Genomic DNA, 24,435 nt, shown 5'->3' with positions numbered 1-24,435 from the left:
GCGGTAGTGTCGCGCGCACCTAAGGGACAGCGTGCCGTGACGGCAGGCCGCCGGACGGGTGAATCCGCACCTGGCGGGTGAGGGCGGTCAACCATCCGTACCGAAGCTCACCCAGGAGCGGTGGTCACCCGGACGGCACCGGGTCGTTGCTCCGGTTGGGCCGTCCGTGGCGGTCGGCCGTGCAGCTGTGAGGAGTACCGATGACCGGAAGCACCGCGACCAGCGACAGCCCCAGAATCGTCGAACCGGCGGTGCTGGGTGACGTTCCGGGCTGGTTCTGGGATCTGGACCGGCACGCTTTCGAGTGGTTCCTGGACCGTCAGGAGCAGGCCGGCGTCGGTGGCGACCTGATGGAGCTCGGTGCCTACCTCGGCCGCAGTGCGATCGTGATGGGCCGTCATCTCCAGTCCGGCGAGCGGTTCACGGTCTGTGACCTGTTCGACTCGGACGCCCCGGACGACGAGAACTCGGCCGAGATGACCATGTCGTACCGCAAGACGCTCACCCGCGAGGCGTTCGAGGTCAACTACCTGGCCTTCCACGACCAGCTGCCCGAACTGATCCAGGCCCCCACCTCGGTGCTGGCCGACGGCCGGATCCCGGCGGGCAGCTGTCGGTTCGTCCACGTGGACGCCTCGCACCTGTACGAGCACGTGGCCGGCGACATCAAGGTCGCCCGGGACGCGCTGGCCAAGGAGGGGGTGCTGGTGCTGGACGACTACCGCTCCGCACACACCCCGGGCGTGGCCGCCGCAACCTGGGAGGCGGTGTTCAACCTGGGGCTGCGGCCGATCCTGCTGACCGAGTGCAAGTTCTACGGCACCTGGGGCGACCCGGTGCCCGCGCAGGAGGCCCTGCTGGCCAGTTCCGGCGGCGCCTCCGGCGTCTGGGTGGTGACCGACACCATCGCGGGGCAGCGGGTGCTCCGCCTCGACGGCCAGCCCGACCGGATCGCCGACTTCCCGGTCTCCCGGCACCACGACCGGCTGGTCAAGGAGGCCAAGTCCCGGAAGGGACGGGCCGCCGCCGAGGACCTGGCGGGCCGTCGCGCGAAGGCCGCCGTCGCCCGCCGCCCGGTCGAGGTGGCCAAGCGGGTGGCCGTCGACCTGCTCCCGCCGGTGGTCACCTCCGCCGTCCGCCGGGCCCGCCGCGCGAAGTGAGCCGCCGTCGGCCGGAGCGTTGACGCTCCGGCCCCCGGTCGGGCCGGTATACAGGACCGGACGTTCCGGACCCGACCGGCAAGGTGGCCGTGGAATTCCTGACCAAACTCCCGGTGATCGGCCCGCTGGCCGCCCGAGTGCTCCGCAGCCGACCCTGGCTGGTGTACGCCCACTTCACCGAGGTGCAGGGCAACCGGCTGGCCGGGGCCGTCACCTTCTTCGCCTTCCTGGCGCTCTTCCCGCTGCTCACGGTGGCGCTGGCGATCGCGGTGGCCGCGCTCTCGGACAGCCGGGTGGACCAGCTCCAGCAGGACATCGCCGACCAGCTGCCCGGCCTGTCCGACTCGCTCGACCTGCCCTCGCTGGTCGCCAACGCGGGCACGGTCGGGCTGATCAGCGGTGTACTGCTGCTGATCTCCGGGCTCGGCTGGGTGGCGACCATGCGCGGCTCGATCCGGGAGATGTGGCGGCTGCCCGCCGAACCGGGCAACCCGGTGATCGGCAAGCTCTGGGACTGCGCGGTGCTGCTCGGCCTCGGCCTGGTCTCGGCGGTCTCGCTGGGCGCCTCGGCACTGGCCACCACGCTGGCCCGAAGGGCCGCCGAGTGGCTCGAACTCGACAGCGTGGGCTGGCTGTTGAGCCTGGTCGGGTTCCTGATCGCGGTCGCCGCCGACCTGGTGCTGTTCGCCTACCTGCTCGGCCCGTTCCCCCGGATCACCGAGCAGCAGCGGCGCCGCGCCCTGCTCCAGGGCGCCCTGATCGGCGCGGTCGGCTTCGAGCTGCTCAAGCTGCTGCTCTCCTCCTACCTCGGCTCGGTCGCGGGCAAGAGCCTGTACGGGGCCTTCGGCGTGCCGGTCGCGCTGCTGCTCTGGATCAACTTCGTCTGCCGGCTGCTGCTGTTCTGCGCCTCCTGGACCGCGCTGGCCGACCCGGCCGCGGCCCGGGCCAGGACCAGGGCACAGGCCGACGCCCTGCTGGAGAGCGTGGCCGAGCCGCCGGCCGAGGACCGCTGACGCCGGGTCAGCGGGTGGGCCGGCGCCTGACCCAGTACACGGCACCGACCACGGTGGCCAGGCAGAGCCCGGCGGCCAGCCAGCCGGGCCAGCCGATCCCCTCGGGTACGGGCACCGCCGCGACCTGCTCCACCTGCTCCGCTTGCTCCACCGGCGCGGCCTGCGGCGGTTCGGCGGCGGTGGCCGGGCCGGTGGCTCCTCCGGTACCCCCGGCGGGGGCGGCGGGCGCAGCGGGGGCGGCGGGGGCGGGCGGCAGGTCGGCCAGCCGGCCGACCGGGGTGACCTTGCCGGCCGCGGCGAAGCCCCAGTCCAGCAGCGCCGCCGTCTCGTCGTAGACCTGCTGGTAGCCGGCCGGGCGCATCACCGTCACCAGCAGCGTGCGGCCGCCCCGTTCGGCCGCGCCGGTGAAGGTGGCCCCGGCGTTGGTGGTGTAGCCGTTCTTCACCCCGATCAGTCCCTGGTACTTGCCCAGCAGCCGGTCGGTGTTGGCGATGCCGAAGCTGCCGCGCACCCCGGTGGTCTTGTCGACCAGCCCGGGGAACTGCGCGTCCCGGGTGGCGCAGTAGACCCGGAAGTCCGGGTTGCGCAGGCCGGACCGGGCGAACAGCGTCAGGTCGTACGCCGAGGAGAGCTGCCCGTCCGTGTCGTACCCGTCCGGTGTCACCACCTGGGTGTCCAGCGCGCCCAAGGCCTGCGCCCTGGCCTGCATCTGAGCCACCGTCTCGGCGATCCCGCCGTTCATGTGCGCCAGCACCCGGACCGCGTCGTTGCCCGAGCTGAGGAACACCCCGCGCCACAGGTCGTCCACCCGGTAGTCCAGGTTCTCCTTGATCCCGACCATGCTGCTGCCGTGGCCCATCCCGGCCAGCTCGGCGTCGGTCACCCGGTGCACGGTGTTCTTGTCGAGCTTCGGCAACACGGTGTCGGCGAACAGCATCTTCAGCGTGCTCGCGGGCGGCAGCCGCAGGTGCGCGTTGTTCGAGGCCAGCACCTCACCACTGCCCGCGTCCGCCACCAGCCAGGACTGCCCGGTCAGCCCGGCGGGCAGCGGCGGCGCACCGGCCGACGGAGCCAGCTGCACCCCTGGCTGCCCCAGCCGTTCGCCGCCCACCGTGGAAACCCCGGGCGGCGGCTCCTGCCAGGGCACTCCGGCGGAGCAGAGCGAGACGGCCGCGGCCACCGCGGCGCACCGGTACACGAAGTGACGGAGTGTGGGCACCCACGGACCGTACCCGGACGCCCCGCCGACGGCCCGCCGCGCCGCCATCGTCCCCCGAACGAGTGCCGCCGGTTGGCCCGCCCGGCCCACTCCGCATACTGGACCGGACAGCTCCGCCCCCGCCCGCTAGGACCTCCCATGAAGCTCGGCCGCCGCACCTCCTGGTTCCTCACCGCCTTCGGCGTCTGGTCGGTGATCATCTGGACCACCTTCCTGAAGAACCTCTGGAAGGACTCCGGCGGCCAGGCCTTCACCAACGGCGACCACGGGCAGCCCACCACCTTCTTCTGGGTCCACCTGCTGCTGACCGTCACCTCCCTGGTGCTCGGTCTGCTGGTCGGCGCCGTCGGCGTCCGCAGCCTGCGCACCCTCCGCCGGGCCTAAAGGCATTGCCCCCACCCGGCGGAAATGCCAGGATCCCCGCCGGGGGCGTACACGGCGCACCCTTTTTTCTTCTGGGTGGGGATTTCCAAGTGACTCTCTCTCGACGGCTGCTGGCTTCCGCCGCGACGGTGGCGGCCGTCTCCGGTCTGCTCTCGGCCCCGGCCGCGTCGGCGGCCTCGCTCGACCAGGTCACCGCAGCCTGCACAGCGGACTGGCTGAGCACCACGACCCCGGTCCTGACCGGGACCACCTCCGGTACGGGTGCCCGGTTCGGGCTCTGGGACGAGACCACCGGCACGAAGCTGGTGGGCCGTCAGGTCGACGCTCTGGCCGGACAGCTGTCCGTCACCCCCGAGGCGCTGACGGACGGTCACCGGTACGCCTGGCGGTTCTGGCCGCAGGGCGGCGGACAGCCCACCGCCAAGTGCGGCTTCGGGGTGGACGTCACCGCGCCGGTCGCGGCGGTCAGCTCCACCGACTTCCCGGCCGAGGGCGCCAACAAGTTCGCGGGCCAGAAGGGTGTCTTCACCTTCCGCGCCACCGAGACCGGCTCCGGGGTGGCCTGCTACCGGTACGTGCTGGACGGCACGATCGGTGTCGGGGGTGGCTGCGAGGGCGCCGTCCCGGCGGCCGCCGACGGCTCCGCGACGGTCACGCTCAGGCCGCGTGACTGGGGTACGCATGTGCTCCAGGTCCAGGCCGTGGACCGGGCCGGCAACGTCACCGGGCCGACCGTCTACACCTTCTACGCCCCCTGGAACGCCAACGCCCCCAAGGCGTTCGGCGACGTGGACGCCGACGGTGTCCCGGACATCGTGCTGACCGACCTGGCGGGCAACCTCCAGGTGATCAGCGCGGACGCCACCGGCACCGAGCCGAGCGCCGTCATCCCGGCCCAGGTCGCGCCGGGCGGTACGGGCAGCTGGGACGGTCTGGAGATCACCCACGGCGGCTGGTCCCGGAACACGAACCCGGTGGACGACGTACTGGTCCGCCGACCGGGCTCGGCCGGTGGCTACTACCTCTACCGGGGTGGCCTCGACCCCGCCCGGCTGTCGGCGATTTACACCCGTCTGCCGGCGGCCGAGGGGCTCGACTGGTCCCGGGCCGAGCAGCAGGTGTCGATCGGTTCGGGTGCCCGCTCGGCCCCGGAAGGCCTGCAGCAGCTCGCCCTGGTCGACGGGGATCTCTGGGTGGCCGCCGTGGAGGGCTATTGGGGGGAGACCAGCCGCGTCACCACCACCGGTAACTGGGGTGGATACCAGCTGATCGGTCCCGGCCCCGACGCGGCCGGCAACCTCACGGTCTGGGCCCGCGAGAAGGCGACCGGCACGCTGCGGGCGTACGCCGTCCCGCGCGACGCCGCCGGCGCGTACGACTTCTCGGCGCTGGCTGACCCGGCGGCCGGGACGGTGCTCGGCAGCTTCCCGGTCGCGCAGTACCCGACCCTGGGCAGCACCGGCGACGGCGACGGTGACGGGGCGTCGGACCTGTACGCGGTCACCGCTGACCGGCACCTGGTCACCTTCAGCGGCGTGACGAACCCCAAGGACCTGGGGCTCCTGAAGTAGCAACGACTGAGGGCCCGTCCGGCAGACACCGGACGGGCCCTCAGTTCGTGGCGAAGACTAGAAGCGGCGGGTCACCAGGGCCCGCTTCACTTCCTGGATCGCCTTGGTGACCTCGATGCCACGCGGGCAGGCCTCGGAGCAGTTGAAGGTGGTGCGGCAACGCCACACGCCCTCACGGTCGTTCAGGATCTCCAGGCGCTGCTCGGCACCTTCGTCACGCGAGTCGAAGATGAAGCGGTGCGCGTTGACGATGGCCGCCGGGCCGAAGTACTGGCCGTCGTTCCAGAACACCGGGCAGGAGGAGGTGCACGCGGCGCACAGGATGCACTTGGTGGTGTCGTCGAACCGCTCGCGGTCCTCGGCGGTCTGCAGGCGCTCGCGGGTCGGCTCGTTCCCGCTGGTGATCAGGAACGGCATGACGTCCTTGTACGCCTGGAAGAACGGGTCCATGTCCACGATCAGGTCCTTGAGGACCGTGAGGCCCTTGATGGCCTCGATCGTGATCGGCTGCTCCGGGTTGACGTCCTTGATCAGGGTCTTGCACGCCAGCCGGTTGCGGCCGTTGATCCGCATCGCGTCGGAGCCGCAGATGCCGTGCGCGCAGGAACGGCGGTACGTCAGGGTGCCGTCCTGCTCCCACTTGACCTTGTTGAGGGCGTCCAGGACGCGCTCCTTCGGGTCCATCTCCAGCTGGTAGTCGACCCACACCGGGTCCGGCAGCTCCTCCGGGTTGAACCGGCGGATCCTGAGGGTGACGGTGATCAGCTTGACGCCGCCTACCTCGGCCGCGTCCAGAGCGGCCGAGTGCTTCTCCACGGTCGGAGTGCTCATCAGTACTTACGCTCCATCGGCTGGTAGCGGGTCGTGACGACCGGCTTGTAGTCGAGGCGGATCGAGGTGGTGCCGTCCGCGGCGACCTCCTGGTACGCCATGGTGTGCTGCATGAACTTCACGTCGTCGCGGGTCGGGAAGTCCTCGCGGTAGTGACCGCCGCGCGACTCCTCGCGGGCGAGCGCGGAGACGGCCAGCACCTCGGCCAGGTCGAGCAGGTTGCCCAGCTCGACGGCCTCCAGCAGGTCCGTGTTGTAGCGCTGGCCCTTGTCCTGGATCGCGACGTGCTTGTACCGCTCGCGCAGCCCGGCGATGTCGGCCACGGCCTGCTTCAGGGTCTCGCCGGTGCGGTAGACCATGGCATTGGTGTCCATGGTCTCCTGCAGCTCCTTGCGGATCTGCGCGACCGACTCGGTGCCCTCGGAGTCCCGGAGACCCTCGATGATCGCCACGACCTTCTCGGCCGGGTTCTCGGGGAGCTCGGTGTGCTCCACCGTCTGCGCGTAGTCGGCGGCGGCGATACCGGCCCGCTTGCCGAAGACGTTGATGTCGAGCAGGGAGTTGGTGCCCAGGCGGTTGGCGCCGTGCACCGAGACGCAGGCCACCTCGCCGGCCGCGTACAGGCCGGGCACCACGTCGGTGTTGTTGCGCAGCACCTCACCCTGGACGTTGGTCGGGATGCCACCCATCGCGTAGTGCGCGGTGGGCTGGATCGGGATCGGGTCCGTGTAGGGCTCGATGCCGAGGTAGGTCCGGGCGAACTCGGTGATGTCCGGGAGCTTGGCGTCCAGCTGCTCCGGCGGAAGGTGCGTCAGGTCCAGGTAGACGTGGTCGCCGTCCGGGCCACAGCCGCGACCCTCGCGGATCTCGGTGTAGATCGCGCGGGAGCAGACGTCACGGGACGCGAGGTCCTTCATGACGGGGGCGTAGCGCTCCATGAAGCGCTCGCCGTCCTTGTTGCGCAGGATGCCGCCCTCGCCGCGGGCGCCCTCGGTGAGCAGGATGCCCATCCGCCAGATGCCCGTCGGGTGGAACTGGAAGAACTCCATGTCCTCCAGCGGCAGGCCGCGACGGTAGACCAGCGCCTGGCCGTCACCGGTCAGGGTGTGCGCGTTGGAGGTCACCTTGAAGAACTTGCCGGTGCCGCCGGAGGCGAAGACCACCGACTTGGCCTGGAAGACGTGGATCTCGCCGGTGGCCAGCTCGTAGGCGACGACGCCCGCGGTCTTGCCGTCGTTGATCAGCAGGTCCAGGACGTAGAACTCGTTGAAGAACTCGACGCCGTGCTTGACGCAGTTCTGGAACAGCGTCTGCAGGATCATGTGGCCGGTGCGGTCCGCGGCGTAGCAGGACCGCCGGACGGCCGCCTCACCGTGGTTGCGGGTGTGACCGCCGAAGCGGCGCTGGTCGATCCGGCCCTGCTCGGTCCGGGAGAAGGGGAGACCCATCTTCTCCAGGTCGAGGACGGCGTCCACGGCCTCCTTGCACATGATCTCGGCGGCGTCCTGGTCGACCAGGTAGTCACCACCCTTGACCGTGTCGAAGGTGTGCCACTCCCAGTTGTCCTCCTCGACGTTGGCGAGGGCGGCGCACATGCCGCCCTGGGCCGCGCCGGTGTGGGAGCGAGTGGGGTACAGCTTGGTCAGCACTGCGGTGCGGCTGCGCTGGGTCGACTCGATGGCCGCGCGCATGCCCGCGCCACCGGCGCCGACGATGACGGTGTCGTACTTGTGAATCTGCATGGGGTCTACGTCGCCTCTGGCTGGCCGATTAGATGTTCGGGTCGAAGGTGAAGATCACCAGGGTGCCGAGCAGGACCGTGAAGACGGTCGCGGCACCCATCAGGGTCTTCAGCCACAGCCTGGTGGAGTCCTTCTCCGCGTAGTCGTTGATGACCGTGCGCATGCCGTTGCTGCCGTGCAGCATGGCGAGCCACAGCATCAGCAGGTCCCAGCCCTGCCAGAACGGCGAGGCCCAGCGACCGGCTACGAAGGCGAAGTTGATCTTCGACACGCCGCCGTCGAGCACCAGCATGATCAGCAGGTGACCGAGGATCAGCACGACCAGCAGGACACCCGACAGGCGCATGAACAGCCAGGCGAGCATCTCGAAATTGGTGCGGGTACGGCGAGGGGTCTTCTTGGTACGCGCACGCGGGGGCTCGACGACGAAGGCGTCGGCGGGGTTCCCGGTGCCCAGGCCCTGGCCCGTGTGGGCGTGGACGGAGGGGACCACCAGGGTCTCGTTGGTGTCAGCAGCCATCGTCGATCACTTCCCGAACCAGGAGAGGAGGGTGTGCTCGAGGATCGGGTAGAAGGCACCCGCCATCAGCACGACCCAGACACCGACGACGGTCCACAGCATCTGCTTCTGCAGACGCGGACCCCTCGACCAGAAGTCCACCGCGATGACCCGGAGGCCGTTCAGCGCGTGGAACAGGATGGCGGCGGTGAGGCCGTACTCCATCAGGTTCACCAGCGGTGTCTTGTACGTCGCGATGACGGTGTCGTACGACTCGGGTGACACCCGCACGAGAGCGGTGTCGAGAACATGGGCGAACAGGAAGAAGAAGATGAGGACGCCGGTGACTCGATGAGCCACCCAGCTCCACATGCCTTCCCGGCCGCGGTACAGCGTTCCAGCCGGCACGGAAAACCCTCCGGAAGCGATTGGGGGCTCGGCCGGCTTCGGTGTCGGTCAGCCCGGCCGGTACGGTCCTCCGGCCGCCAGCATCCTATCGACGCGCTGTGGTGAACCGCCTCCGGGGGTGTCAGGTGTGATCAAACAGGCACGCACGGCCTAATCGGCGCCCCTGATGTGACGCTGAGTGAGGGAATTCCTCCGCTCGGCGTCACATCAGGGGCGCCGTCAGTTGCCCGTCCGGGTGGCGGTGGCCGAGGCGACCAGGTGCTCCAGCCGGGTCAGCGCGATCCGGCGGAGCTCGTCGGCCGCGATCAGCCGCTCCTCGTCCGGATCGTTGGCGAGCCTGGTCCGGACGGAGCTGAGCACGGTGTCGAGCATCTCCTCCGGTTCGATCCCGTCCAGGCAGACCACGAAGACGTGGCCGAACCGCGCCTCGTAAGCGGCGTGGGCGGCCCGCAGTGCGGTGTGTGCCGCCTGGCTGCCGGGTGCGCGCATGCCGAGCAGTGGCTGCGGCATCCAGCTCTCGTCGGCCAGCGCCTCGGCCAGGTCGGCCGGGCGCAGGTCGTAGGAGGCCTCGCTGGCGGCTGCCAACAGGGACTCTATGTCGGGGTAGGGGCGGTGTGCGGTGAGCCGAAGCGCCCACCGGTGGCTGCCGCAACAGGCCAGCAGGGCCTCCTCGGCAGCGCCGGGGTCGGCCTCGTTGAAACGGTGAAGCCCGAGCAGGGACGGCACCAGCAACGGCAGGTCGAACCGTCCTGGCGGGATGTCACTGGACAGCGGGTCCTCCTCGTGAGGGCGGGAAGGGGGAGTTGCTCCAGAGACGAAACGTAGGTGGTCAGCGGTTGCGCGAGGGACCGGTCGGCCAGGCCCGGGAGCAGGCATCTTGTGGACCGCCCGGGCAGCGGCACCACGGTAGTTGAGGGTTCGTCAATTGAGGAAGGGCCATGCCGAATTCACTCGAACGAGCTATCAAGTCGTAACGTTGTCATGTTCGTTGAGGTGGCGCTGCGTTGAGGTGGCGCTGCGTTGAGGTGGCGCTGCGTTGAGGTGGCGTTGAGGTGGCGCTGCGTTGAGGTGGCGCTGCGTTGAGGTGGCGCTGCGTTGAGGTGGCCGCCCGCCCGGCCACCCCGACGTCGGACCGTGGTCAGCCCCGGTACACCTTGTGGTTGGCCGCCTGGGCGCGCGGCCGGACCACCAGCAGGTCGATGTTGACGTGCGGCGGCCGGGTGACCGCCCAGGAGACGGTGTCGGCGACGTCCTCGGAGCTGAGCGGTTCGGCCACGCCCGCGTAGACCGCCGCCGCCTTCTCCTCGTCGCCCCGGAAGCGGGTGACCGCGAAGCCCTCGGACTTCACCATGCCGGGGGCGATCTCGATCACCCGGATCGGCTCGCCGCACAGCTCCAGCCGCAGGGTGGCCGCGACGGTGTGCGCGGCGGTCTTGGCGGCCACGTACCCGCCGCCGCCCTCGTACGCGGCCAGTGCGGCGGTCGAGCTGAGCACCAGGACGGTGCCGTCACCGCTCGCCCGCAGGGCGGGCAGCAGGGCCTGGGTCACGTGCAGCACGCCGAGCACGTTCACCTGGTACATCGCCAGCCAGTCGGCCGGGTCGGCCGCCTCGACGCTCTCGGCGCCGATCGCGCCGCCCGCGTTGTTGACCAGCACGTCGACGGGGCCGACCTCGGCCGCGAACGCGTCCACCGCCGCCCGGTCGGTCACGTCGACGGTGAAGGCTCGGCCGCCGATCTCCTTGGCCAGCGCCTCGATCCGCTCGGTCCGGCGGGCCGTGACCACCACCTCGAAGCCGTCCGCCGCCAGCCGTCGGGCCGTCGCCGCGCCGATGCCGCTGCTCGCACCGGTGACCACGGCCACCTTCCGCTCGGTCATTTCCACTCCCCAGTTGTTCGGTCGTTGCCGCCGATCATCGCAAACGGCCGGACCGCGCCCTGGGTGGGTGGCACCGGCCGGGGCGGGGAGTGTCGGGGCGGATGCGGCCTGTGAGCAAGGTCCTAGCCGTGGCATCTGTCCGCTCAGGACCGCAGCCGACTACATTGCGTAGCTCCAGCTGAACGTTAATCAGCATTCACTCACCGCATCCCTCACCCTGCGGAGGACCCCCCATGGCAGCCGAGCCCCGTCGCACCGAGTCGGGCCTCCCGATCGAGCCGCTGTACGGTCCGGAGACCCTCGCCGACTGGAGCCCGGAGGCCAAGCTCGGCCGGCCCGGCGAGTACCCGTACACCCGGGGTGTCTACCCCTCGATGTACACCGGCCGGCCCTGGACGATGCGTCAGTACGCGGGCTTCGGCACCGCGGCCGAGTCCAACGCCCGGTACAAGCAGCTGATCGCCAACGGCACCATGGGCCTCTCGGTCGCCTTCGACCTGCCGACCCAGATGGGCTACGACTCGGACGCCCCGATCTCGGCCGGCGAGGTCGGCAAGGTCGGCGTGGCGATCGACAGCGTCGACGACATGAACGTGCTGTTCGGCGGCATCCCGCTGGGCGAGGTCTCCACCTCGATGACCATCAACGCGCCGGGATCGCTGCTGCTGCTGATGTACCAACTGGTGGGCGAGGCCCAGGGGGTGGCCTCCAACCAGCTGACCGGCACGATCCAGAACGACGTGCTGAAGGAGTACATCGCGCGCGGCACGTACATCTTCCCGCCGAAGCCCAGCCTGCGGCTGATCGCCGACGTGTTCCAGTACTGCCGGGCCGAGATCCCGAAGTGGAACACCATCTCGATCTCCGGCTACCACATGGCCGAGGCCGGGGCGAACCCCGCGCAGGAGATCGCCTTCACGCTGGCCAACGGCATCGAGTACGTCCGCACCGCGGTCGCGGCCGGGATGGACGTGGACGACTTCGCCCCCCGGCTCTCGTTCTTCTTCGTCTCCCGCACCACGCTGCTCGAAGAGGTGGCCAAGTTCCGTGCCGCGCGCCGGATCTGGGCCCGCGTCATGCGCGAGGAGTTCCACGCGAAGAACCCGAAGTCGCTGATGCTGCGCTTCCACACCCAGACCGCCGGGGTCCAACTCACCGCCCAGCAGCCCGAGGTGAACCTGGTCCGGGTCTCGGTCCAGGCGCTCGCGGCGGTCTTCGGCGGCACCCAGTCGCTGCACACCAACAGCTTCGACGAGGCCATCGCACTGCCCACCGAGAAGTCCGCCCGGCTGGCGCTGCGGACCCAGCAGGTGCTGGCGTACGAGACCGACATCACCGCCACGGTGGACCCGTTCGCCGGCTCCTACGTGGTCGAGCAGATGACCGACGAGGTCGAGGCCGCCGCGCTGGAACTGATGCACAAGGTGGAGGAGATGGGCGGTTCGGTGGCCGCCATCGAGCAGGGCTACCAGAAGGGCGAGATCGAGCGGACCGCCTACCGGATCCAGCAGGAGCAGGACTCCGGCGAGCGCACCGTGGTCGGCGTCAACCGCTTCCAGCTGGACACCGAGGACCCGTACGAGCCGCTCCGGGTGGACCCGGCGATCGAGGCCCAGCAGGCCGAGCGGCTGGCCAGGCTCCGTGCGGAGCGCGACAGTTCGGCGGTGGACCGCTCGCTGACCGCACTCCGCAAGGCGGCCGAGGGCAGCGACAACGTGCTCTACCCGATGAAGGACGCGCTGGCCGCCCGGGCCACCGTGGGTGAGGTCTGCAACGCGCTGCGGGAGATCTGGGGCACCTACGTGCCGGTCGACCGGTTCTGAGCGGACGTCAGTCCGGTACGTCGACGGGGTCCGGGGCGCGCGCCTCGGGCCCCGCGCCGTGTCCTGCTCTCCGACCGCTCGTTGCACAGACCAGCGAGCACCGGAAGGCGGATGAAACGGTATGTCATACCCAGCTGCAGGGCCGGTATGCACCCATCCGGGGACCACTTCGACGGAAGTCGGGCCAAAACCCCACCACCGGCCTAGTCTTGTTGAGGTGAACGATCCTCAGCCCGCCGCTCAGGCCACTCTCACCCCCGCCCGCCCCGGCTCGGACCTGCGGGCACGGGTACGGGCCTACCAGGCGGAGTTGATCGCCTTCCGCCGTGACCTGCACCGGCACCCGGAGTTGGGGCGGCAGGAGTTCCGCACCACCCGGCTGCTCCGCGAGCGGCTGCTGGCCGCCGGGCTCTCGCCCAGGCTGCTGCCGGGCGGCACCGGGATGACGGTCGACATCGTGCCGGCCGGCCACAAGCCGGGCACCCCGTTCCTGGCCTTCCGGGCGGACATCGACGCGCTGCCGATCGACGACGCCAAGACCGAGGCCCCGTACCGCTCCACGCTGCCCGGCCGGGCACACGCCTGCGGCCACGACGTGCACACCTCGGTGGTGCTCGGCACCGCGCTGGTGCTGGCCCAGGCGGCCCGGGCGGGTGAGTTGAAGCAGCCGGTGCGGCTGATCTTCCAGCCCGCCGAGGAGGTGATGCCCGGCGGTGCGCTGGACGTCATCGAGGCGGGCGGGATGGCCGACGTGGGCCGGATCTTCGCGGTGCACTGCGACCCGAAGGTCCAGGTGGGCCGGATCGGCCTCAAGGTCGGCGCGATCACCTCGGCCTGCGACCGGCTGGTGCTGCACCTGGACGGGCCCGGCGGCCACACCGCCCGCCCGCATCTGACGACCGATCTGGTCACCGCGGTCGCCCGGCTGGCCTCCGACCTGCCGCCCGCGCTGGCCCGCCGGATGGACCCGCGCTGGGGCGTCAGCCTGGTCTGGGGCCGGATCGCCTCCGGCTCGGCATCCAATGTGATCCCGCAGCACGCCGAGCTGGAGGGCACCGTCCGCTGCCTGGAGCTGGCCGGCTGGCGTGAGGCGCCGGACGCGCTGCACGAGCTGACCGCCAAGCTGGCGGAGCTCTACCGGGCCAAGTGGACGGTCGACTACCACCGGGGCGTGCCGCCGGTGGTGAACGAGCACGCCTCGATCAGTCAGTTCGAGGCGGCGATGACCGGCCGCTTCGCGGCCGGGGCGGGCCCGGTGGTCGAGGACACCGAGCAGAGCCTCGGCGGCGAGGACTTCTCCTGGTACCTGGAGCACGCGCCCGGTGCCCTGGCCCGGCTGGGAGTCAGGAGCCCGCACGACAGCACGGTCCGCGACCTGCACCAGGGGCGTTTCGACGTGGACGAGCGGGCGATCGCGATCGGCGTCGAACTGTTCGCGGCCCTCGCGCTGGAGTACGGCCGAGTCTGAGACCTGGGGGCCGAGGTCGGCGTAGAGTGGCGGCGTACTACCAGGGAGTAGTGACATTCAGGTGTGGCAAGCGTAGTCATATGTCCGGTTTGTCCCGACGTAGCACCACGTTTTGATAACAACCCGAATGCCCTTCCTGCCCGTAACACAACCGTGTTCTACGCGCGTTACGGTGGCGCTCGACCACGCCATACGGGTGTGTGAGAAGGAGATACTCCCTTGCGCCGTTCAATGAAGCTCGCCGCGGTTGTGCTCTCGGGTTCCCTGGGCATCGCCTCGCTCGCCGCTTGCGGCGCAAAGAGCACCGACAGCAACACCACCTCCCCGGCCGCCGGCGCCTCCGGCATCAAGGTCGGCATGGCGTACGACATCGGCGGCCGTGGCGACCAGTCGTTCAACGACTCCGCCGCCCGTGGCCTGGACAAGGCCAAGGCCGACCTCGGCGTGCAGGTCACCGAGGCCGAGGCCAAGACCGGCGAGGCCGAGGCCGACAAGGAGACCCGCCTCAAGTCCCTGGTGACCAGCGGCTACAACCCGGTCATCGCGGTCGGCTTCGTCTACCAGGCCGCCGTCGAGAAGGTCGCCAAGGAGAACCCGAACGTCAAGTTCGCGATCATCGACTCCGGCTCCTCCACCCAGCCGAGCAACGTCACCTCGCTGACCTTCTCGGAGCAGGAGGGCTCGTACCTGGCCGGCGTCGCCGCCGCCTCGAAGAGCACCGCGAAGCACATCGGCTTCATCGGTGGCGTGCAGTCCGAGCTGATCAAGAAGTTCGAGGCCGGTTACGTCGCGGGCGCCAAGTCGGTCACCCCGGACATCAAGATCGAGACCACCTACCTCACCACCCCGCCGGACTTCTCGGGCTTCAACGACCCGGGCAAGGGCAAGGACGCCGCGCAGGGCCAGCTCGACAAGGGCGCGGATGTCATCTACTCCGCCGCCGGCTCCTCCGGCAACGGCGCCATCGAGGCCGTCTTCAACGCCAAGAAGTGGGCCATCGGCGTCGACTCGGACCAGGCCGCCCAGCCGGCCCTGGCCAAGTACAAGGACCGCATCCTCACCTCGATGGTGAAGAACGTCGACACCGCGGTGTTCTCGTACATCGACTCCGTCAAGAAGGGCACCCCGATCACGGGTGCCAAGAACTTCGACCTGAAGGAGAAGGGCGTGTCGCTGGCCACCACCGGCGGCTTCATCTCCGACATCCAGAAGAAGCTGGACGACGCCACCACGGCGATCACCTCGGGCGCCACCAAGATCCCGACCACCACCAGCTGACACTTGCTCAGCCTGCCGCTGACCGTGCCGGTCAGCGCGCATGATTGACACAGCATCAGGGCGGGGCCCGGCTGGGTGCGCACGCGCACGCCACCGGGCCTCGTCCGTTCCCCCAAGCCTTCTCCAGCGCAACGACGCGCCCTGTGACCACCAGGAGATCGCCATCACCGCTTCCGAACCCGCCCCGACCCCCACGGGCGGCAACCCCAGCGCGGGGACGGCGACACCGGCCGTCGAACTGCGCGGCATCACCAAGCGCTTCCCCGGTGTCGTGGCCAACCACGACATCGACATCACCGTGGCTCCCGGCACCGTGCACGCCTTGATGGGTGAGAACGGCGCCGGCAAGTCGACCCTGATGAAGATCCTCTACGGCATGCAGAAGCCGGACGAGGGCACCATCGCCGTCAACGGCGAGCAGGTCGAGTTCAACACTCCCGGGGACGCCATCGCGCGCGGCATCGGCATGGTGCACCAGCACTTCATGCTGGCCGACTACCTGACGGTGTGGGAGAACGTCGTCCTGGGCGGCGAGAAGCTCTACGGGATAGGAGCCAAGGCCAAGGCGAAGATCCGCGAGATCTCCGACCAGTACGGCCTGGGCATCCGCCCGGACGCTATGGTCGAGGACCTCGGCGTGGCGGACCGCCAGCGCGTGGAGATCCTCAAGGTGCTCTACCGGGGCGCCCGGATCCTCATCCTGGACGAGCCCACCGCCGTGCTGGTGCCGCAGGAGGTGGACGCGCTCTTCGCGAACCTCCGGGACCTCAAGTCCGAGGGCGTCACCGTCATCTTCATCTCGCACAAGCTGCACGAGGTGCTCTCGGTGGCCGACGCGATCAGCGTGATCCGCCGCGGCACCACGGTCGGCGATGCCGACCCGCGCACCGTGACGGCCCGTCAGCTGGCCGAGCTGATGGTCGGCGCCGAGCTGCCCTCCCCGGAGAGCCGCGAGTCGACCGTCACCGAGACCGAGATGCTCAGGGTCGACACCCTGCGGATCGCCAAGGCGGACGCCGAGGGCATCGAGCGCGTGGTGCTGGACGACGTCTCGCTGCGGATCCGCAAGGGCGAGATCCTCGGCATCGCCGGTGTCGAGGGCAACGGCCAGGCCGAGCTGGTCGAGGCCATCATGGGCATGCTGCCGCTGGACGGTGGCGTCGTCACGCTGGACGGCGTCGACCTGACCGGCACGCTGACCCGGGCCCGCCGCGAGGCCGGCATCGGCTACATCCCCGAGGACCGGCACAAGCACGGCCTGCTGCTGGAGGCCCCGCTCTGGGAGAACCGGATGCTCGGCCACGTCACCGAGTCGCCGAACTCCAAGGGGATGCTGCTGGACCCGGCCGGGGCCCGCAAGGACACCCGGCGGATCGTCGAGGAGTACGACGTCCGTACCCCCGGCATCGAGGTCACCGCCGCCTCGCTCTCCGGTGGCAACCAGCAGAAGCTGATCATCGGCCGCGAGATGAGCCACCGCCCCAAGCTGCTGATCGCCTCGCACCCCACCCGTGGTGTGGACGTCGGCGCGCAGGCGCAGATCTGGGAGCAGATCCGGGTCGCCCAGCGCGAGGGCCTGGCGGTGCTGCTGATCTCCGCCGACCTGGACGAGCTGATCGGCCTCTCCGACACCATCCGGGTGATCTACCGCGGCCGCCTGGTCGCGGACGCCGACCCGGCCACCGTGACGGCCGAGGACCTGGGCACCGCGATGACGGGTGCGGCCGCCGGCCACATCGAGTCGGCTCCGGAGGCGGTCGCCGAGTTCCAGGCGATCGTGGCCGAGGGCACCGAGGCCGAGTCCACCGACGACACCGCCACCGACGCGCAGGCGGGGGAGTAACCCACATGACCAGTCCCAAATCCGCCGCCAAGCCGGCGGCCAAGAAGCGGTTCGACACCGAGAAGATCGTGCTCGGCCTGGCCGCCCCCGTGCTGGCCGTGCTGCTCTCGGTGGTGATCTGTGCCGTTCTGCTGGCGGTCTCCGGTAAGGAGCCGTTCAAGGCGTTCGACGTGATGTTCTCCTACGGGACCGCCTCGGACGGCCAGGTGCTGACCCTCAACCGGGCCACCGTCTACTACCTGGCCGGTGCCGCCGCCGCGTTCGCCTTCCGGATGAACCTCTTCAACATCGGCGTCGACGGCCAGTACAAGCTGGGCGTGCTGTTCGCCGCCTTCGTCGGCAGCCAGGTCGACCTGCCGGCCGTCCTGCAGGTCCCGCTGCTGCTGGTGACCGCGATGCTGGTCGGTGGCATGTGGGCGAGCATCGCCGGTCTGCTCAAGGTCTACCGGGGCGTCAGCGAGGTCATCTCGACCATCATGCTGAACGCCATCGCGACCGCCGTGGTCGGTCTGCTGCTGGTGCCGGGCGTCTTCGCCCCGGACAAGGGCACCGCCACCAACGCGATCCAGACCGATCCGATCTCGGCCTCCAGCCACTTCTTCACCATCGAGACCGCCGGTGGCACCCTCTGGGGCTTCGTCGTGATCGCGATCCTGGTCGGCGTCCTCTTCCAGTTCACCCTGAGCCGGACCCGGTTCGGCTTCGACCTGCGCGCCACCGGCCGCTCGGAGAGCGCCGCCACCGCCTCGGGCGTGAACGTCAAGCGCATGGTGATCACCTCGATGGTGGTCTCCGGCGGGATCGCCGGCCTGATCGGCCTGCCCGAACTGATGACGAGCTCCTACTACTTCGGGCAGAACATCCAGCCGGGTCTGGGCTTCATCGGCATCTCGGTCGCCCTGCTCGGCCGCAACTCGCCGATCGGCATCGCCTTCTCGGCGCTGCTGTTCGCGTTCCTCGACGTGGCGGGTACTCAGTTGCCGCTCCAGGGTGGCTACCCGCAGGAGATCGTCAACGTCATGCAGGGCACCATCGTCATCTGTGTCGTCGTCGCCTACGAGCTGGTCCGCCGCTACGGCCTCAAGCGCCAGCAGCAGAAGGTCGGCGCCGAGCTGGCCGCTCAGGCCGCCGCTGCCAAGAAGGAGGTGGCCGCATGAGTACCGCCACTGTCGCCCGGCCGAAGTCGCCGGGCAGTTCGCCCGCCAAGAAGGGCAAGCTGACCGTCCCGGTCGTGCTGCTGCTGATCGCCGGAGCCCTGCTGCTGTTCTCCGCCGTCGGCGCGGCCACCGGCAACCACGGCCTGACCTCCTCCGGGCAGATCACGGCCGCGCTCGGCGCCTCGGTGCCGATCGCGATGGCCGGTCTCGGCGGTCTCTGGGCCGAGCGGGCCGGTGTGGTCAACATCGGCCTCGAAGGCATGATGGTCGCCGGCACCTTCTGCGGCGCCTGGGCCGGTTACCTGGTCAACCCGTGGGTCGGCCTGCTCGCCGGTATGGCGGGCGGCGCGCTCGGCGGTCTGCTGCATGCGCTGGTCACCGTCACCTTCGGCGTCGACCACATCGTCTCCGGTGTCGGCATCAACCTGCTGATCCCCGGCATCTGTGCCTACGTCAACCGGATCTACTACCGCGACTACGTGGCCTTCGGCGCCGGGGCGAACCAGTCCCCGCCGGCCGACCCGCTGCCGTACATCACCATCCCCGGCCTGGCCGACTGGCTGGACACGATCGAGGCGCACCACTGGTTCCTGGTCTCCGACGTCGCGGGCATCCTCGGCGGCATGGTCTCCAACCTCTCGGTGGTCGTGGTGATCGCCGCGGTGTTCCTCGTGGCCAGCTACTTCGTGCTCTGGCGGACGGTCTTCGGTCTGCGGCTGCGCTCCTGCGGTGAGAACCCGACCGCGGCCGAGTCGCTGGGCGTCAACGTCTACAAGTACAAGTACCTCGCGGTCATCGCCTCGGGCGCGTTCGCCGGTCTGGCCGGTGCGTACCTGTCGCTGGTCGCGGCGCACTTCTACAAGGACGGCATGACCCAGGGCCGAGGCTTCATCGGTCTGGCCGCGATGATCTTCGGCAACTGGATGCCTGGCGGTCTGGCGATGGGTGCCGGCCTGTTCGGCTTCACCGACAGCCTCCAGCTGCGCGACCCCGACTCGGTGCACGTGCTGCTGCTGACGGTCTCGATCGCGATGGCGCTGCTGGCGCTCTGGAAGCTGTACCGGCGTCAGTTCAGGGGAGCCGCGATCAGCTTCGTGGTCGCCGCCGGTCTGGCAGCCTGGTTCGCCACCACCGACACGGTGCCGCGCGCGCTGATCGTGGCCACCCCGTACGTGGTCACCCTGGTGGTGCTCGCACTGGCCTCGCAGCGACTGCGGATGCCGAAGGCGGACGGCCAGATCTACCGCCGCGGGCAGGGCAAGTGACGACCGCTCAGCCGGTCGACTGGGAGCAGCTGAGGACCGCCGCCCGGGACGCGATGGGGCGTGCGTACGCCCCGTATAGCAAGTTCCCGGTCGGCGCCGCGGCGCTGGTGGACGACGGCCGGGTGGTCACCGGTTGCAACGTGGAGAACGCCTCGTACGGCCTGGCGCTGTGCGCCGAGTGCGGGCTGGTCTCGGCGCTGTACGCGAGCGGCGGCGGCCGGCTGGTGGCATTCACCTGTGTGGACGGCGCTGGCGAGCTGCTGATGCCGTGCGGGCGCTGCCGGCAGCTGCTGTACGAGCACGGCGGGCCCTCGCTGCTGGTCGAGCTGCCGTCCGGAGTGCGGCCGATGAGCGAGGTCCTGCCGGACGCGTTCGGGCCGGAGCGGCTCTAGCTACCGCTTTAGTTACGCGCGTAGAGTGTCGCGGGGGATCAGCTCCCCCGCGGCACTCTTCGCATTTCTTCTTCTTCGAACCTTCTGGAGAACCCTCATGGACGCCCCCTCCGTCATCAGGACCAAGCGCGACCGCGGCGAGCTGACCGACCCTCAGATCGACTGGGTGATCGACGCCTACACCCGTGGCGAGGTCGCCGACGAGCAGATGTCCGCGCTGGCCATGGCGATCCTGCTGAACGGCATGAACCTGCGCGAGATCAGCCGCTGGACCGACGCGATGATCCGCTCCGGCGTCCGGATGGACTTCTCCGCGCTCGGTGTCCCGACCTCCGACAAGCACTCCACCGGCGGCGTCGGCGACAAGATCACCCTCCCGCTGGCCCCGCTGGTCGCCGCCTGCGGCGCGGCCGTCCCGCAGCTCTCCGGCCGCGGCCTCGGCCACACCGGCGGCACCCTGGACAAGCTCGAGTCCATCCCCGGCTGGCGGGCGCTGCTCTCCAACGAGGAGATGATGTCGGTGCTGCGCGATGCCGGAGCGGTGATCTGCGCCGCCGGTGACGGCCTCGCCCCGGCCGACAAGAAGCTCTACGCCCTGCGCGACGTGACCGGCACGGTCGAGGCGATCCCGCTGATCGCCTCCTCGATCATGTCCAAGAAGATCGCCGAGGGGACGGGTGCGCTGGTCCTCGATGTGAAGGTCGGCTCCGGCGCCTTCATGAAGAACCTGGCCGACGCCCAGGAGCTGGCCCGCACCATGGTCGGCCTGGGCACCGCCGCCGGGGTCAACACCGTCGCGCTGCTCACCGACATGTCCACCCCGCTCGGCCTCACCGCCGGCAACGCGCTGGAGGTCCGCGAGTCGGTCGAGGTGCTGGCCGGCGGCGGCCCCGCCGACGTGGTCGAGCTGACCCTGGCGCTGGCCCGCGAGATGCTCGCGGCGGCCGGCGTGCACGGCAAGGACCCGGCCGACGCGCTGCGGGACGGCTCCGCGATGGACCACTGGCGCCGGATGATCTCCGCCCAGGGCGGCGACGTGGACGCCCCGCTCCCGGTGGCCCGCGAGCAGCACGTGATCACCGCCTCCGCCACCGGCGTGCTGACCGGCCTGGACGCCTACGCGGTCGGCGTCTGCGCCTGGCGCCTGGGCGCCGGCCGAGCCCGCAAGGAGGACCCGGTGCAGGCCGGCGCGGGCGTCGAGATGCACGCCAAGCCGGGCGACCGCGTGACGGCGGGTCAGCCGCTGCTGACCCTGCACACCGACACCCCCGAGCGCTACGACTACGCGATCGAGGCCCTGGCCGGCGGCGTCACCATCGCCCCCGAGGGCACCGCCTTCACGCCGAACCCGATCGTGCTCGACCGGATCGCGTAACTGGTCCCGCCCTGACGCCTGGTGAGCGGGCGTCAGGGCGCCCGGCGGGTGCGCAGCCGTAGGTAGGCGGCCACCGTGCCGGTCAGCCCGGCTGCCGCGATCAGCCCGTACCCGACCTGCCGCCACCCCGGCCCGACCGTGACCAGTTCGGCGAGCCCGGCCAGGGCCAGTGCGGTCACCAGGGCGGTGAGCAGTCCGGCGGCGAAGCCGATGAACGCGTCCAGCTCGGCGGTCTTGTCCTGGTCCCTGCGCATGGCGGGCGATCCCAACTCTCGGGGCTGCGGCACCCGTTGCCTACCCATGGTGGCCCGATCGGATGCGCCGCTCAGGCGTAGGTGAGCAGTCCGCTGGTGTCGATCGACCACGGGCCGACCAGGACGGTGTCGCCGAAGACGAACTTCTCCCGGGAGGCGTATCCGGGCTGGGAGTACACGATGCCGGTGCCCTCTCGGGGGTCGACCAACAGGTAGAGCGGGATGCCCATGGCGGCGTAGTCGCGGACCTTGTTCTGGTAGTCGGTCTCGGGGTTGGACTTGGAGACGATCTCGACCACCAGCACTACCTCGTGGGGAAGAAGCGCGGGAGGTCGGCGCCGGGGTGCGCGATGTGGCCGGGGTGCGTGCCTGGGAGCTGTGCGTTCAACTGGCGCGCCAGCCTGAGTACGGCGAGTTCGTGGCGCAGGACCGGTGGCAGCGTCATGACGATCACGCCGTTCGCGATCTCCGTCCTGCCGATTCCTGGCACCGTCGGAAGCCGGTCGGCGATCTTGCGAAGCCGGGCGTACGCGGCCGGGGCGGGGCTCATGCCCGGAGTGTACGGACGGCCATGGCCTTGCGGGTGGCGTAGAGGGTGACGCCGGCGGCCAGGGTCATCGCGGTGAGGCCGACGGTGGCGGTGCCGGGCCAGCCGGTGGAGTGGTAGGCGTCGGCGCCGAGGGTGCCGCCGAGGCTGTTGCCGAGGTAGTAGGCGATCAGGTAGAGGGCGGAGGCCTGGGCGCGGCCCTCGGTGGCGGTGCGGCCGACCGAGGAGGAGGCGGTGGCGTGGCCGGCGAAGAAGCCCGCGGTGATCAGGGTCAGGCCGAGCAGGACGCCGGCCAGGGTGTCGGAGAGCGAGAGCAGCAGGCCGGCGGTGGTGGTGCCGATCGCGACGTAGAGGGTGCCGCGTCGGCCGAGGCGGCCGACCAGGCGGCCGGCGCCGGCTGAGGAGAGGGTGCCGACCAGGTAGACCACGAAGATCGAGGCGGCCACCGACTCGGGGAGGTCGAACGGGGCGGCGACCAGCCGGTAGCCGACGGTGGTGTAGACCGCGCCGAAGACGGCCATGAAGAGCAGGCCGAGCCCGTAGAGCCGGAGCAGCAGCGGGTTGCGCAGATGGCCGGTGACGGTGCGGGCCAGCGCGCGGGCGTCCAGCGGGGTGCGCCGGAACTGCCGGGCGGCGGGGATCAGCAGCCGGAAGGCGAGCGCGGCGGCCAACGCGAGGGCTGCTGAGACGGCCAGGCCCCAGCGCCAGCCCCAGGCGGCGCCCGCCCAGCCGGATGCGAGCCGGCCGCCCATGCCGCCGATGCTGTTGCCCGCGACGTACAGGCCCATCGCGGAGGCCAGTGCGCTTGGGTGGATCTCCTCGGCCAGGTACGCCATCGCGGTGGCGGGCAGCCCGGCGAGGGCGGCGCCCTGGACGGCGCGGAGGAGCACCAGGGTGGTGAGGTTCGGTGCGAACGGCAGCGCCAGGGCGATCCCGGCGGCGGCCAGCATCGAGGCGGTCATCACCGCCGTCCGCCCGTACCGGTCGGACAGCGCGCTGGCCGGGAGCAGCGCCAGGGCGAGCCCGAGGGTGGCCGCCGAGGCGGTCCAGCTGGCCTGACCGGGTGTCAGGCCGAGGTCGGCGGAGAGCAGCGGCAGCAGGCCCTGGGTGGAGTACAGCAGGACGAAGGTGGCGATTCCGGCGGCGAACAGCGCCAGGTTGGCGCGCCGGAAGGCGCGGTCACCGGGGCGGTGCCTGGTGTCGGCCGAAGTGGGAGTGGCGGCGGCAGGGGACGACTGGGGAAGGGCACCCGGCAGCTCGACTGCGGATGCCCCGGTACTGGCAGGCGGCATGGAAGTGAAGTTAGGGGGCGGGTCACTGATGCGTCCAATGCATGATTCATCGATAATTCATGCCATGCCGTATGAGAGCAGCTCACCGCCGCCGACCCTGGCCGACCTCGGCCCGGAGACCGATCTCGCCCTGCTCGCCCCACAGTTGGCGCAGTTCGCGGCGGTGGCGCGGCTGGAGCACGTGACCCAGGCGGCCCAGCTGCTCGGGATGCCGCAGCCGACGCTGTCCCGCTCGGTGGCCCGGCTGGAGGCGGAGCTCGGGGTGCAGCTGCTGGCCCGGCAGGGGCGGACGGTGCGGCTGACCCGGGCCGGGCGGATGCTGCTCGGTTCGGTCGAGCGGGCGCTGGCCGAGCTGGAGCGCGGGGCGGAGGCGGCCAGGGCGGAGGCCGATCCGGCGGTCGGCCGGGTGGCGTTCGGCTTCCTGCACACGATGGGGTCGGACGCCGTCCCGGCGCTGCTGCGCGGCTTCCGGGTCGGGCATCCACAGGTCAGGTTCCAGCTGGTGCAGGACTACGTGGCGGCGATGCTGGAGCGGCTGCGGGCGGGGGAGCTGGATCTCTGCCTGGTCTCGCCGCTGCCGGACGACCCTGACCTGACGACCCGTCCGCTGGACGAGCAGCGGCTGTACCTGGCCGTCCCGGCCGACCACCGGCTGGCCGGGCGGCGCCGGATCAGGCTGGCGGAGGTGGCCGAGGAGCCGTTCGTCGCGGTCGAGGAGGGGTACGGCCTGCGGGTGATCACCGACGGCTTCTGCGCGGAGGCGGGCTTCTCGCCGCGGATCGCGTTCGAGGGGGAGGAGGCGGAGACCCTGCGCGGGCTGGTCGCGGCCGGGCTCGGGGTGGCCCTGCTGCCCCCGGCCCTGGTGCCCCGGCCCGGTGTGGTGGAGCTGGAGGTCACCTCGCCCCGCACCCGCCGGGCGATCGGCCTGGCCTGGGTGACGGGCCGTCCGCTCACCCCGCCGGTGGCGGCCTTCCGGGACTTCGTACTGTCCCGGCGGGGCCGCCTGCTCGACCACGACTGAGCGCCGGGCCGAGC

The 24,435-nt window shown here is 70.7% G+C and carries 24 protein-coding genes; 13 read left to right on the top strand and 11 right to left on the bottom strand.

Annotation, left to right across the window (positions count from 1 at the left end; all coding sequences use genetic code 11):
* The first annotated feature begins 200 nt into the window (after positions 1–200).
* Both ASC99_RS12125 and ASC99_RS12120 read left to right on the top strand, forming a co-directional pair.
* Positions 201–1,160 (top strand): class I SAM-dependent methyltransferase, encoded by a 960-nt coding sequence (locus ASC99_RS12125; protein WP_057231163.1) that lies wholly within the window; start codon positions 201–203, stop codon positions 1,158–1,160.
* A gap of 89 nt (positions 1,161–1,249) precedes the next feature.
* Positions 1,250–2,173, top strand: a complete 924-nt coding sequence (locus tag ASC99_RS12120; protein ID WP_057232098.1) for a YihY/virulence factor BrkB family protein — start codon at positions 1,250–1,252, stop codon at positions 2,171–2,173.
* Between the two features lie 7 nt (positions 2,174–2,180).
* Here the strand turns inward: ASC99_RS12120 and ASC99_RS12115 are convergent, their stop codons facing one another.
* Complete coding sequence (locus ASC99_RS12115; RefSeq protein ID WP_369824180.1) at positions 2,181–3,392, bottom strand: D-alanyl-D-alanine carboxypeptidase family protein; 1,212 nt, start codon at positions 3,390–3,392, stop codon at positions 2,181–2,183.
* Positions 3,393–3,530: 138 nt separating this feature from the next.
* On the opposite strand from ASC99_RS12115, the gene ASC99_RS12110 reads away from it, so the two are divergent.
* The gene (locus ASC99_RS12110) at positions 3,531–3,776 is read left to right on the top strand and encodes an SCO4848 family membrane protein (protein ID WP_057231161.1); all 246 of its coding nucleotides are present in this window, start codon (positions 3,531–3,533) and stop codon (positions 3,774–3,776) included.
* Positions 3,777–3,865: 89 nt separating this feature from the next.
* A complete protein-coding gene (locus ASC99_RS12105) occupies positions 3,866–5,347 on the top strand; it encodes a hypothetical protein (protein WP_057231159.1) in 1,482 nt (493 codons plus the stop codon).
* A 57-nt stretch (positions 5,348–5,404) separates the two neighbouring features.
* Here the strand turns inward: ASC99_RS12105 and ASC99_RS12100 are convergent, their stop codons facing one another.
* The 6 genes from ASC99_RS12100 to ASC99_RS12075 form a co-directional block, all read right to left on the bottom strand.
* The gene (locus ASC99_RS12100; RefSeq protein WP_057231157.1) at positions 5,405–6,178 is read right to left on the bottom strand and encodes a succinate dehydrogenase iron-sulfur subunit; all 774 of its coding nucleotides are present in this window, start codon (positions 6,176–6,178) and stop codon (positions 5,405–5,407) included.
* Positions 6,178–7,920 (bottom strand): succinate dehydrogenase flavoprotein subunit, encoded by a 1,743-nt coding sequence (gene sdhA / locus ASC99_RS12095; protein ID WP_057231155.1) that lies wholly within the window; start codon positions 7,918–7,920, stop codon positions 6,178–6,180. Before sdhA ends, ASC99_RS12100 begins: the two co-directional genes overlap by 1 nt.
* Before the next feature lie 28 nt (positions 7,921–7,948).
* Positions 7,949–8,440 carry a succinate dehydrogenase, hydrophobic membrane anchor protein gene (gene sdhD, locus ASC99_RS12090; RefSeq protein ID WP_057231153.1) on the bottom strand — a complete coding sequence of 164 codons (492 nt, stop codon included), beginning with the start codon at positions 8,438–8,440 and terminating at the stop codon, positions 7,949–7,951.
* Between the two features lie 6 nt (positions 8,441–8,446).
* A complete protein-coding gene (sdhC, locus tag ASC99_RS12085) occupies positions 8,447–8,827 on the bottom strand; it encodes a succinate dehydrogenase, cytochrome b556 subunit (RefSeq protein ID WP_082598270.1) in 381 nt (126 codons plus the stop codon).
* Between the two features lie 219 nt (positions 8,828–9,046).
* Positions 9,047–9,553: a 2-oxo-4-hydroxy-4-carboxy-5-ureidoimidazoline decarboxylase gene (locus ASC99_RS12080; protein WP_235502507.1), complete on the bottom strand. Its 507-nt coding sequence runs from the start codon at positions 9,551–9,553 to the stop codon at positions 9,047–9,049.
* A 412-nt stretch (positions 9,554–9,965) separates the two neighbouring features.
* Positions 9,966–10,706, bottom strand: a complete 741-nt coding sequence (locus ASC99_RS12075) for an SDR family oxidoreductase (protein ID WP_057231148.1) — start codon at positions 10,704–10,706, stop codon at positions 9,966–9,968.
* A 233-nt stretch (positions 10,707–10,939) separates the two neighbouring features.
* Between ASC99_RS12075 and ASC99_RS12070 the strand changes: the two genes are divergently transcribed.
* The 8 genes from ASC99_RS12070 (at position 10,940) to ASC99_RS12035 (ending at position 21,307) form a co-directional block, all read left to right on the top strand.
* On the top strand, positions 10,940–12,529 hold the full coding sequence (locus ASC99_RS12070; RefSeq protein WP_057231146.1) for a methylmalonyl-CoA mutase: 1,590 nt from the start codon (positions 10,940–10,942) through the stop codon (positions 12,527–12,529).
* 217 nt (positions 12,530–12,746) lie between these two features.
* On the top strand, positions 12,747–13,997 hold the full coding sequence (locus tag ASC99_RS12065; protein WP_369824179.1) for an amidohydrolase: 1,251 nt from the start codon (positions 12,747–12,749) through the stop codon (positions 13,995–13,997).
* Positions 13,998–14,216: 219 nt separating this feature from the next.
* On the top strand, positions 14,217–15,275 hold the full coding sequence (locus tag ASC99_RS12060; RefSeq protein WP_057231144.1) for a BMP family protein: 1,059 nt from the start codon (positions 14,217–14,219) through the stop codon (positions 15,273–15,275).
* A gap of 271 nt (positions 15,276–15,546) precedes the next feature.
* Positions 15,547–17,118, top strand: a complete 1,572-nt coding sequence (locus tag ASC99_RS12055) for an ABC transporter ATP-binding protein (protein ID WP_057231142.1) — start codon at positions 15,547–15,549, stop codon at positions 17,116–17,118.
* Between the two features lie 5 nt (positions 17,119–17,123).
* Positions 17,124–18,275 carry an ABC transporter permease gene (locus tag ASC99_RS12050; RefSeq protein ID WP_057231140.1) on the top strand — a complete coding sequence of 384 codons (1,152 nt, stop codon included), beginning with the start codon at positions 17,124–17,126 and terminating at the stop codon, positions 18,273–18,275.
* Entirely contained in the window at positions 18,272–19,540 is a 1,269-nt protein-coding gene (locus tag ASC99_RS12045; RefSeq protein ID WP_057231138.1) for an ABC transporter permease, read from the top strand. Before ASC99_RS12050 ends, ASC99_RS12045 begins: the two co-directional genes overlap by 4 nt.
* Positions 19,537–19,932, top strand: a complete 396-nt coding sequence (locus ASC99_RS12040; protein WP_057231136.1) for a cytidine deaminase — start codon at positions 19,537–19,539, stop codon at positions 19,930–19,932. Before ASC99_RS12045 ends, ASC99_RS12040 begins: the two co-directional genes overlap by 4 nt.
* A 97-nt stretch (positions 19,933–20,029) precedes the next feature.
* Positions 20,030–21,307 (top strand): thymidine phosphorylase, encoded by a 1,278-nt coding sequence (locus ASC99_RS12035; protein ID WP_057231134.1) that lies wholly within the window; start codon positions 20,030–20,032, stop codon positions 21,305–21,307.
* A gap of 32 nt (positions 21,308–21,339) precedes the next feature.
* Here the strand turns inward: ASC99_RS12035 and ASC99_RS12030 are convergent, their stop codons facing one another.
* From ASC99_RS12030 to ASC99_RS12015, 4 genes are all read right to left on the bottom strand, one after another.
* Positions 21,340–21,561: a hypothetical protein gene (locus ASC99_RS12030; protein WP_057231132.1), complete on the bottom strand. Its 222-nt coding sequence runs from the start codon at positions 21,559–21,561 to the stop codon at positions 21,340–21,342.
* Positions 21,562–21,632: 71 nt separating this feature from the next.
* Positions 21,633–21,860 carry a Uma2 family endonuclease gene (locus ASC99_RS38445; RefSeq protein WP_162257872.1) on the bottom strand — a complete coding sequence of 76 codons (228 nt, stop codon included), beginning with the start codon at positions 21,858–21,860 and terminating at the stop codon, positions 21,633–21,635.
* 5 nt (positions 21,861–21,865) lie between these two features.
* Complete coding sequence (locus ASC99_RS38440; RefSeq protein WP_057231128.1) at positions 21,866–22,111, bottom strand: hypothetical protein; 246 nt, start codon at positions 22,109–22,111, stop codon at positions 21,866–21,868.
* The gene (locus tag ASC99_RS12015) at positions 22,108–23,400 is read right to left on the bottom strand and encodes an MFS transporter (RefSeq protein WP_057231125.1); all 1,293 of its coding nucleotides are present in this window, start codon (positions 23,398–23,400) and stop codon (positions 22,108–22,110) included. The genes ASC99_RS38440 and ASC99_RS12015 overlap by 4 nt, the downstream gene beginning before the upstream one ends.
* A 64-nt stretch (positions 23,401–23,464) precedes the next feature.
* Here ASC99_RS12015 and ASC99_RS12010 point away from each other — a divergent pair, with 64 nt between their 5' ends.
* Positions 23,465–24,421, top strand: coding sequence for a LysR family transcriptional regulator (locus ASC99_RS12010; RefSeq protein ID WP_057231123.1), 957 nt, complete (start codon positions 23,465–23,467; stop codon positions 24,419–24,421).
* Positions 24,422–24,435: the final 14 nt, after the last annotated feature.

Origin of the sequence: Kitasatospora sp. Root107 (assembly GCF_001424875.1) — a bacterium.
GTDB lineage: Bacteria > Actinomycetota > Actinomycetes > Streptomycetales > Streptomycetaceae > Kitasatospora.
The sequence above is the reverse complement of the archived record's forward strand: the minus strand, read 5'-3'. Positions and strand labels throughout refer to the sequence as shown.

What these genes read in the sequence shown, in the direction of transcription:
- ASC99_RS12075 (WP_057231148.1), bottom strand. Translation starts at nt 10,706, where the DNA reads ATGACCGAGCGGAAGGTGGCCGTGGTCACCGGTGCGAGCAGCGGCATC.
- ASC99_RS12110 (WP_057231161.1), top strand. Translation starts at nt 3,531, where the DNA reads ATGAAGCTCGGCCGCCGCACCTCCTGGTTCCTCACCGCCTTCGGCGTC.
- ASC99_RS12035 (WP_057231134.1), top strand. Translation starts at nt 20,030, where the DNA reads ATGGACGCCCCCTCCGTCATCAGGACCAAGCGCGACCGCGGCGAGCTG.
- ASC99_RS12050 (WP_057231140.1), top strand. Translation starts at nt 17,124, where the DNA reads ATGACCAGTCCCAAATCCGCCGCCAAGCCGGCGGCCAAGAAGCGGTTC.
- ASC99_RS12070 (WP_057231146.1), top strand. Translation starts at nt 10,940, where the DNA reads ATGGCAGCCGAGCCCCGTCGCACCGAGTCGGGCCTCCCGATCGAGCCG.
- ASC99_RS12125 (WP_057231163.1), top strand. Translation starts at nt 201, where the DNA reads ATGACCGGAAGCACCGCGACCAGCGACAGCCCCAGAATCGTCGAACCG.
- sdhD (WP_057231153.1), bottom strand. Translation starts at nt 8,440, where the DNA reads ATGGCTGCTGACACCAACGAGACCCTGGTGGTCCCCTCCGTCCACGCC.
- sdhA (WP_057231155.1), bottom strand. Translation starts at nt 7,920, where the DNA reads ATGCAGATTCACAAGTACGACACCGTCATCGTCGGCGCCGGTGGCGCG.
- ASC99_RS12015 (WP_057231125.1), bottom strand. Translation starts at nt 23,400, where the DNA reads ATGCCGCCTGCCAGTACCGGGGCATCCGCAGTCGAGCTGCCGGGTGCC.
- ASC99_RS12030 (WP_057231132.1), bottom strand. Translation starts at nt 21,561, where the DNA reads ATGCGCAGGGACCAGGACAAGACCGCCGAGCTGGACGCGTTCATCGGC.
- ASC99_RS38440 (WP_057231128.1), bottom strand. Translation starts at nt 22,111, where the DNA reads ATGAGCCCCGCCCCGGCCGCGTACGCCCGGCTTCGCAAGATCGCCGAC.
- ASC99_RS12100 (WP_057231157.1), bottom strand. Translation starts at nt 6,178, where the DNA reads ATGAGCACTCCGACCGTGGAGAAGCACTCGGCCGCTCTGGACGCGGCC.
- ASC99_RS12010 (WP_057231123.1), top strand. Translation starts at nt 23,465, where the DNA reads ATGCCGTATGAGAGCAGCTCACCGCCGCCGACCCTGGCCGACCTCGGC.
- ASC99_RS12045 (WP_057231138.1), top strand. Translation starts at nt 18,272, where the DNA reads ATGAGTACCGCCACTGTCGCCCGGCCGAAGTCGCCGGGCAGTTCGCCC.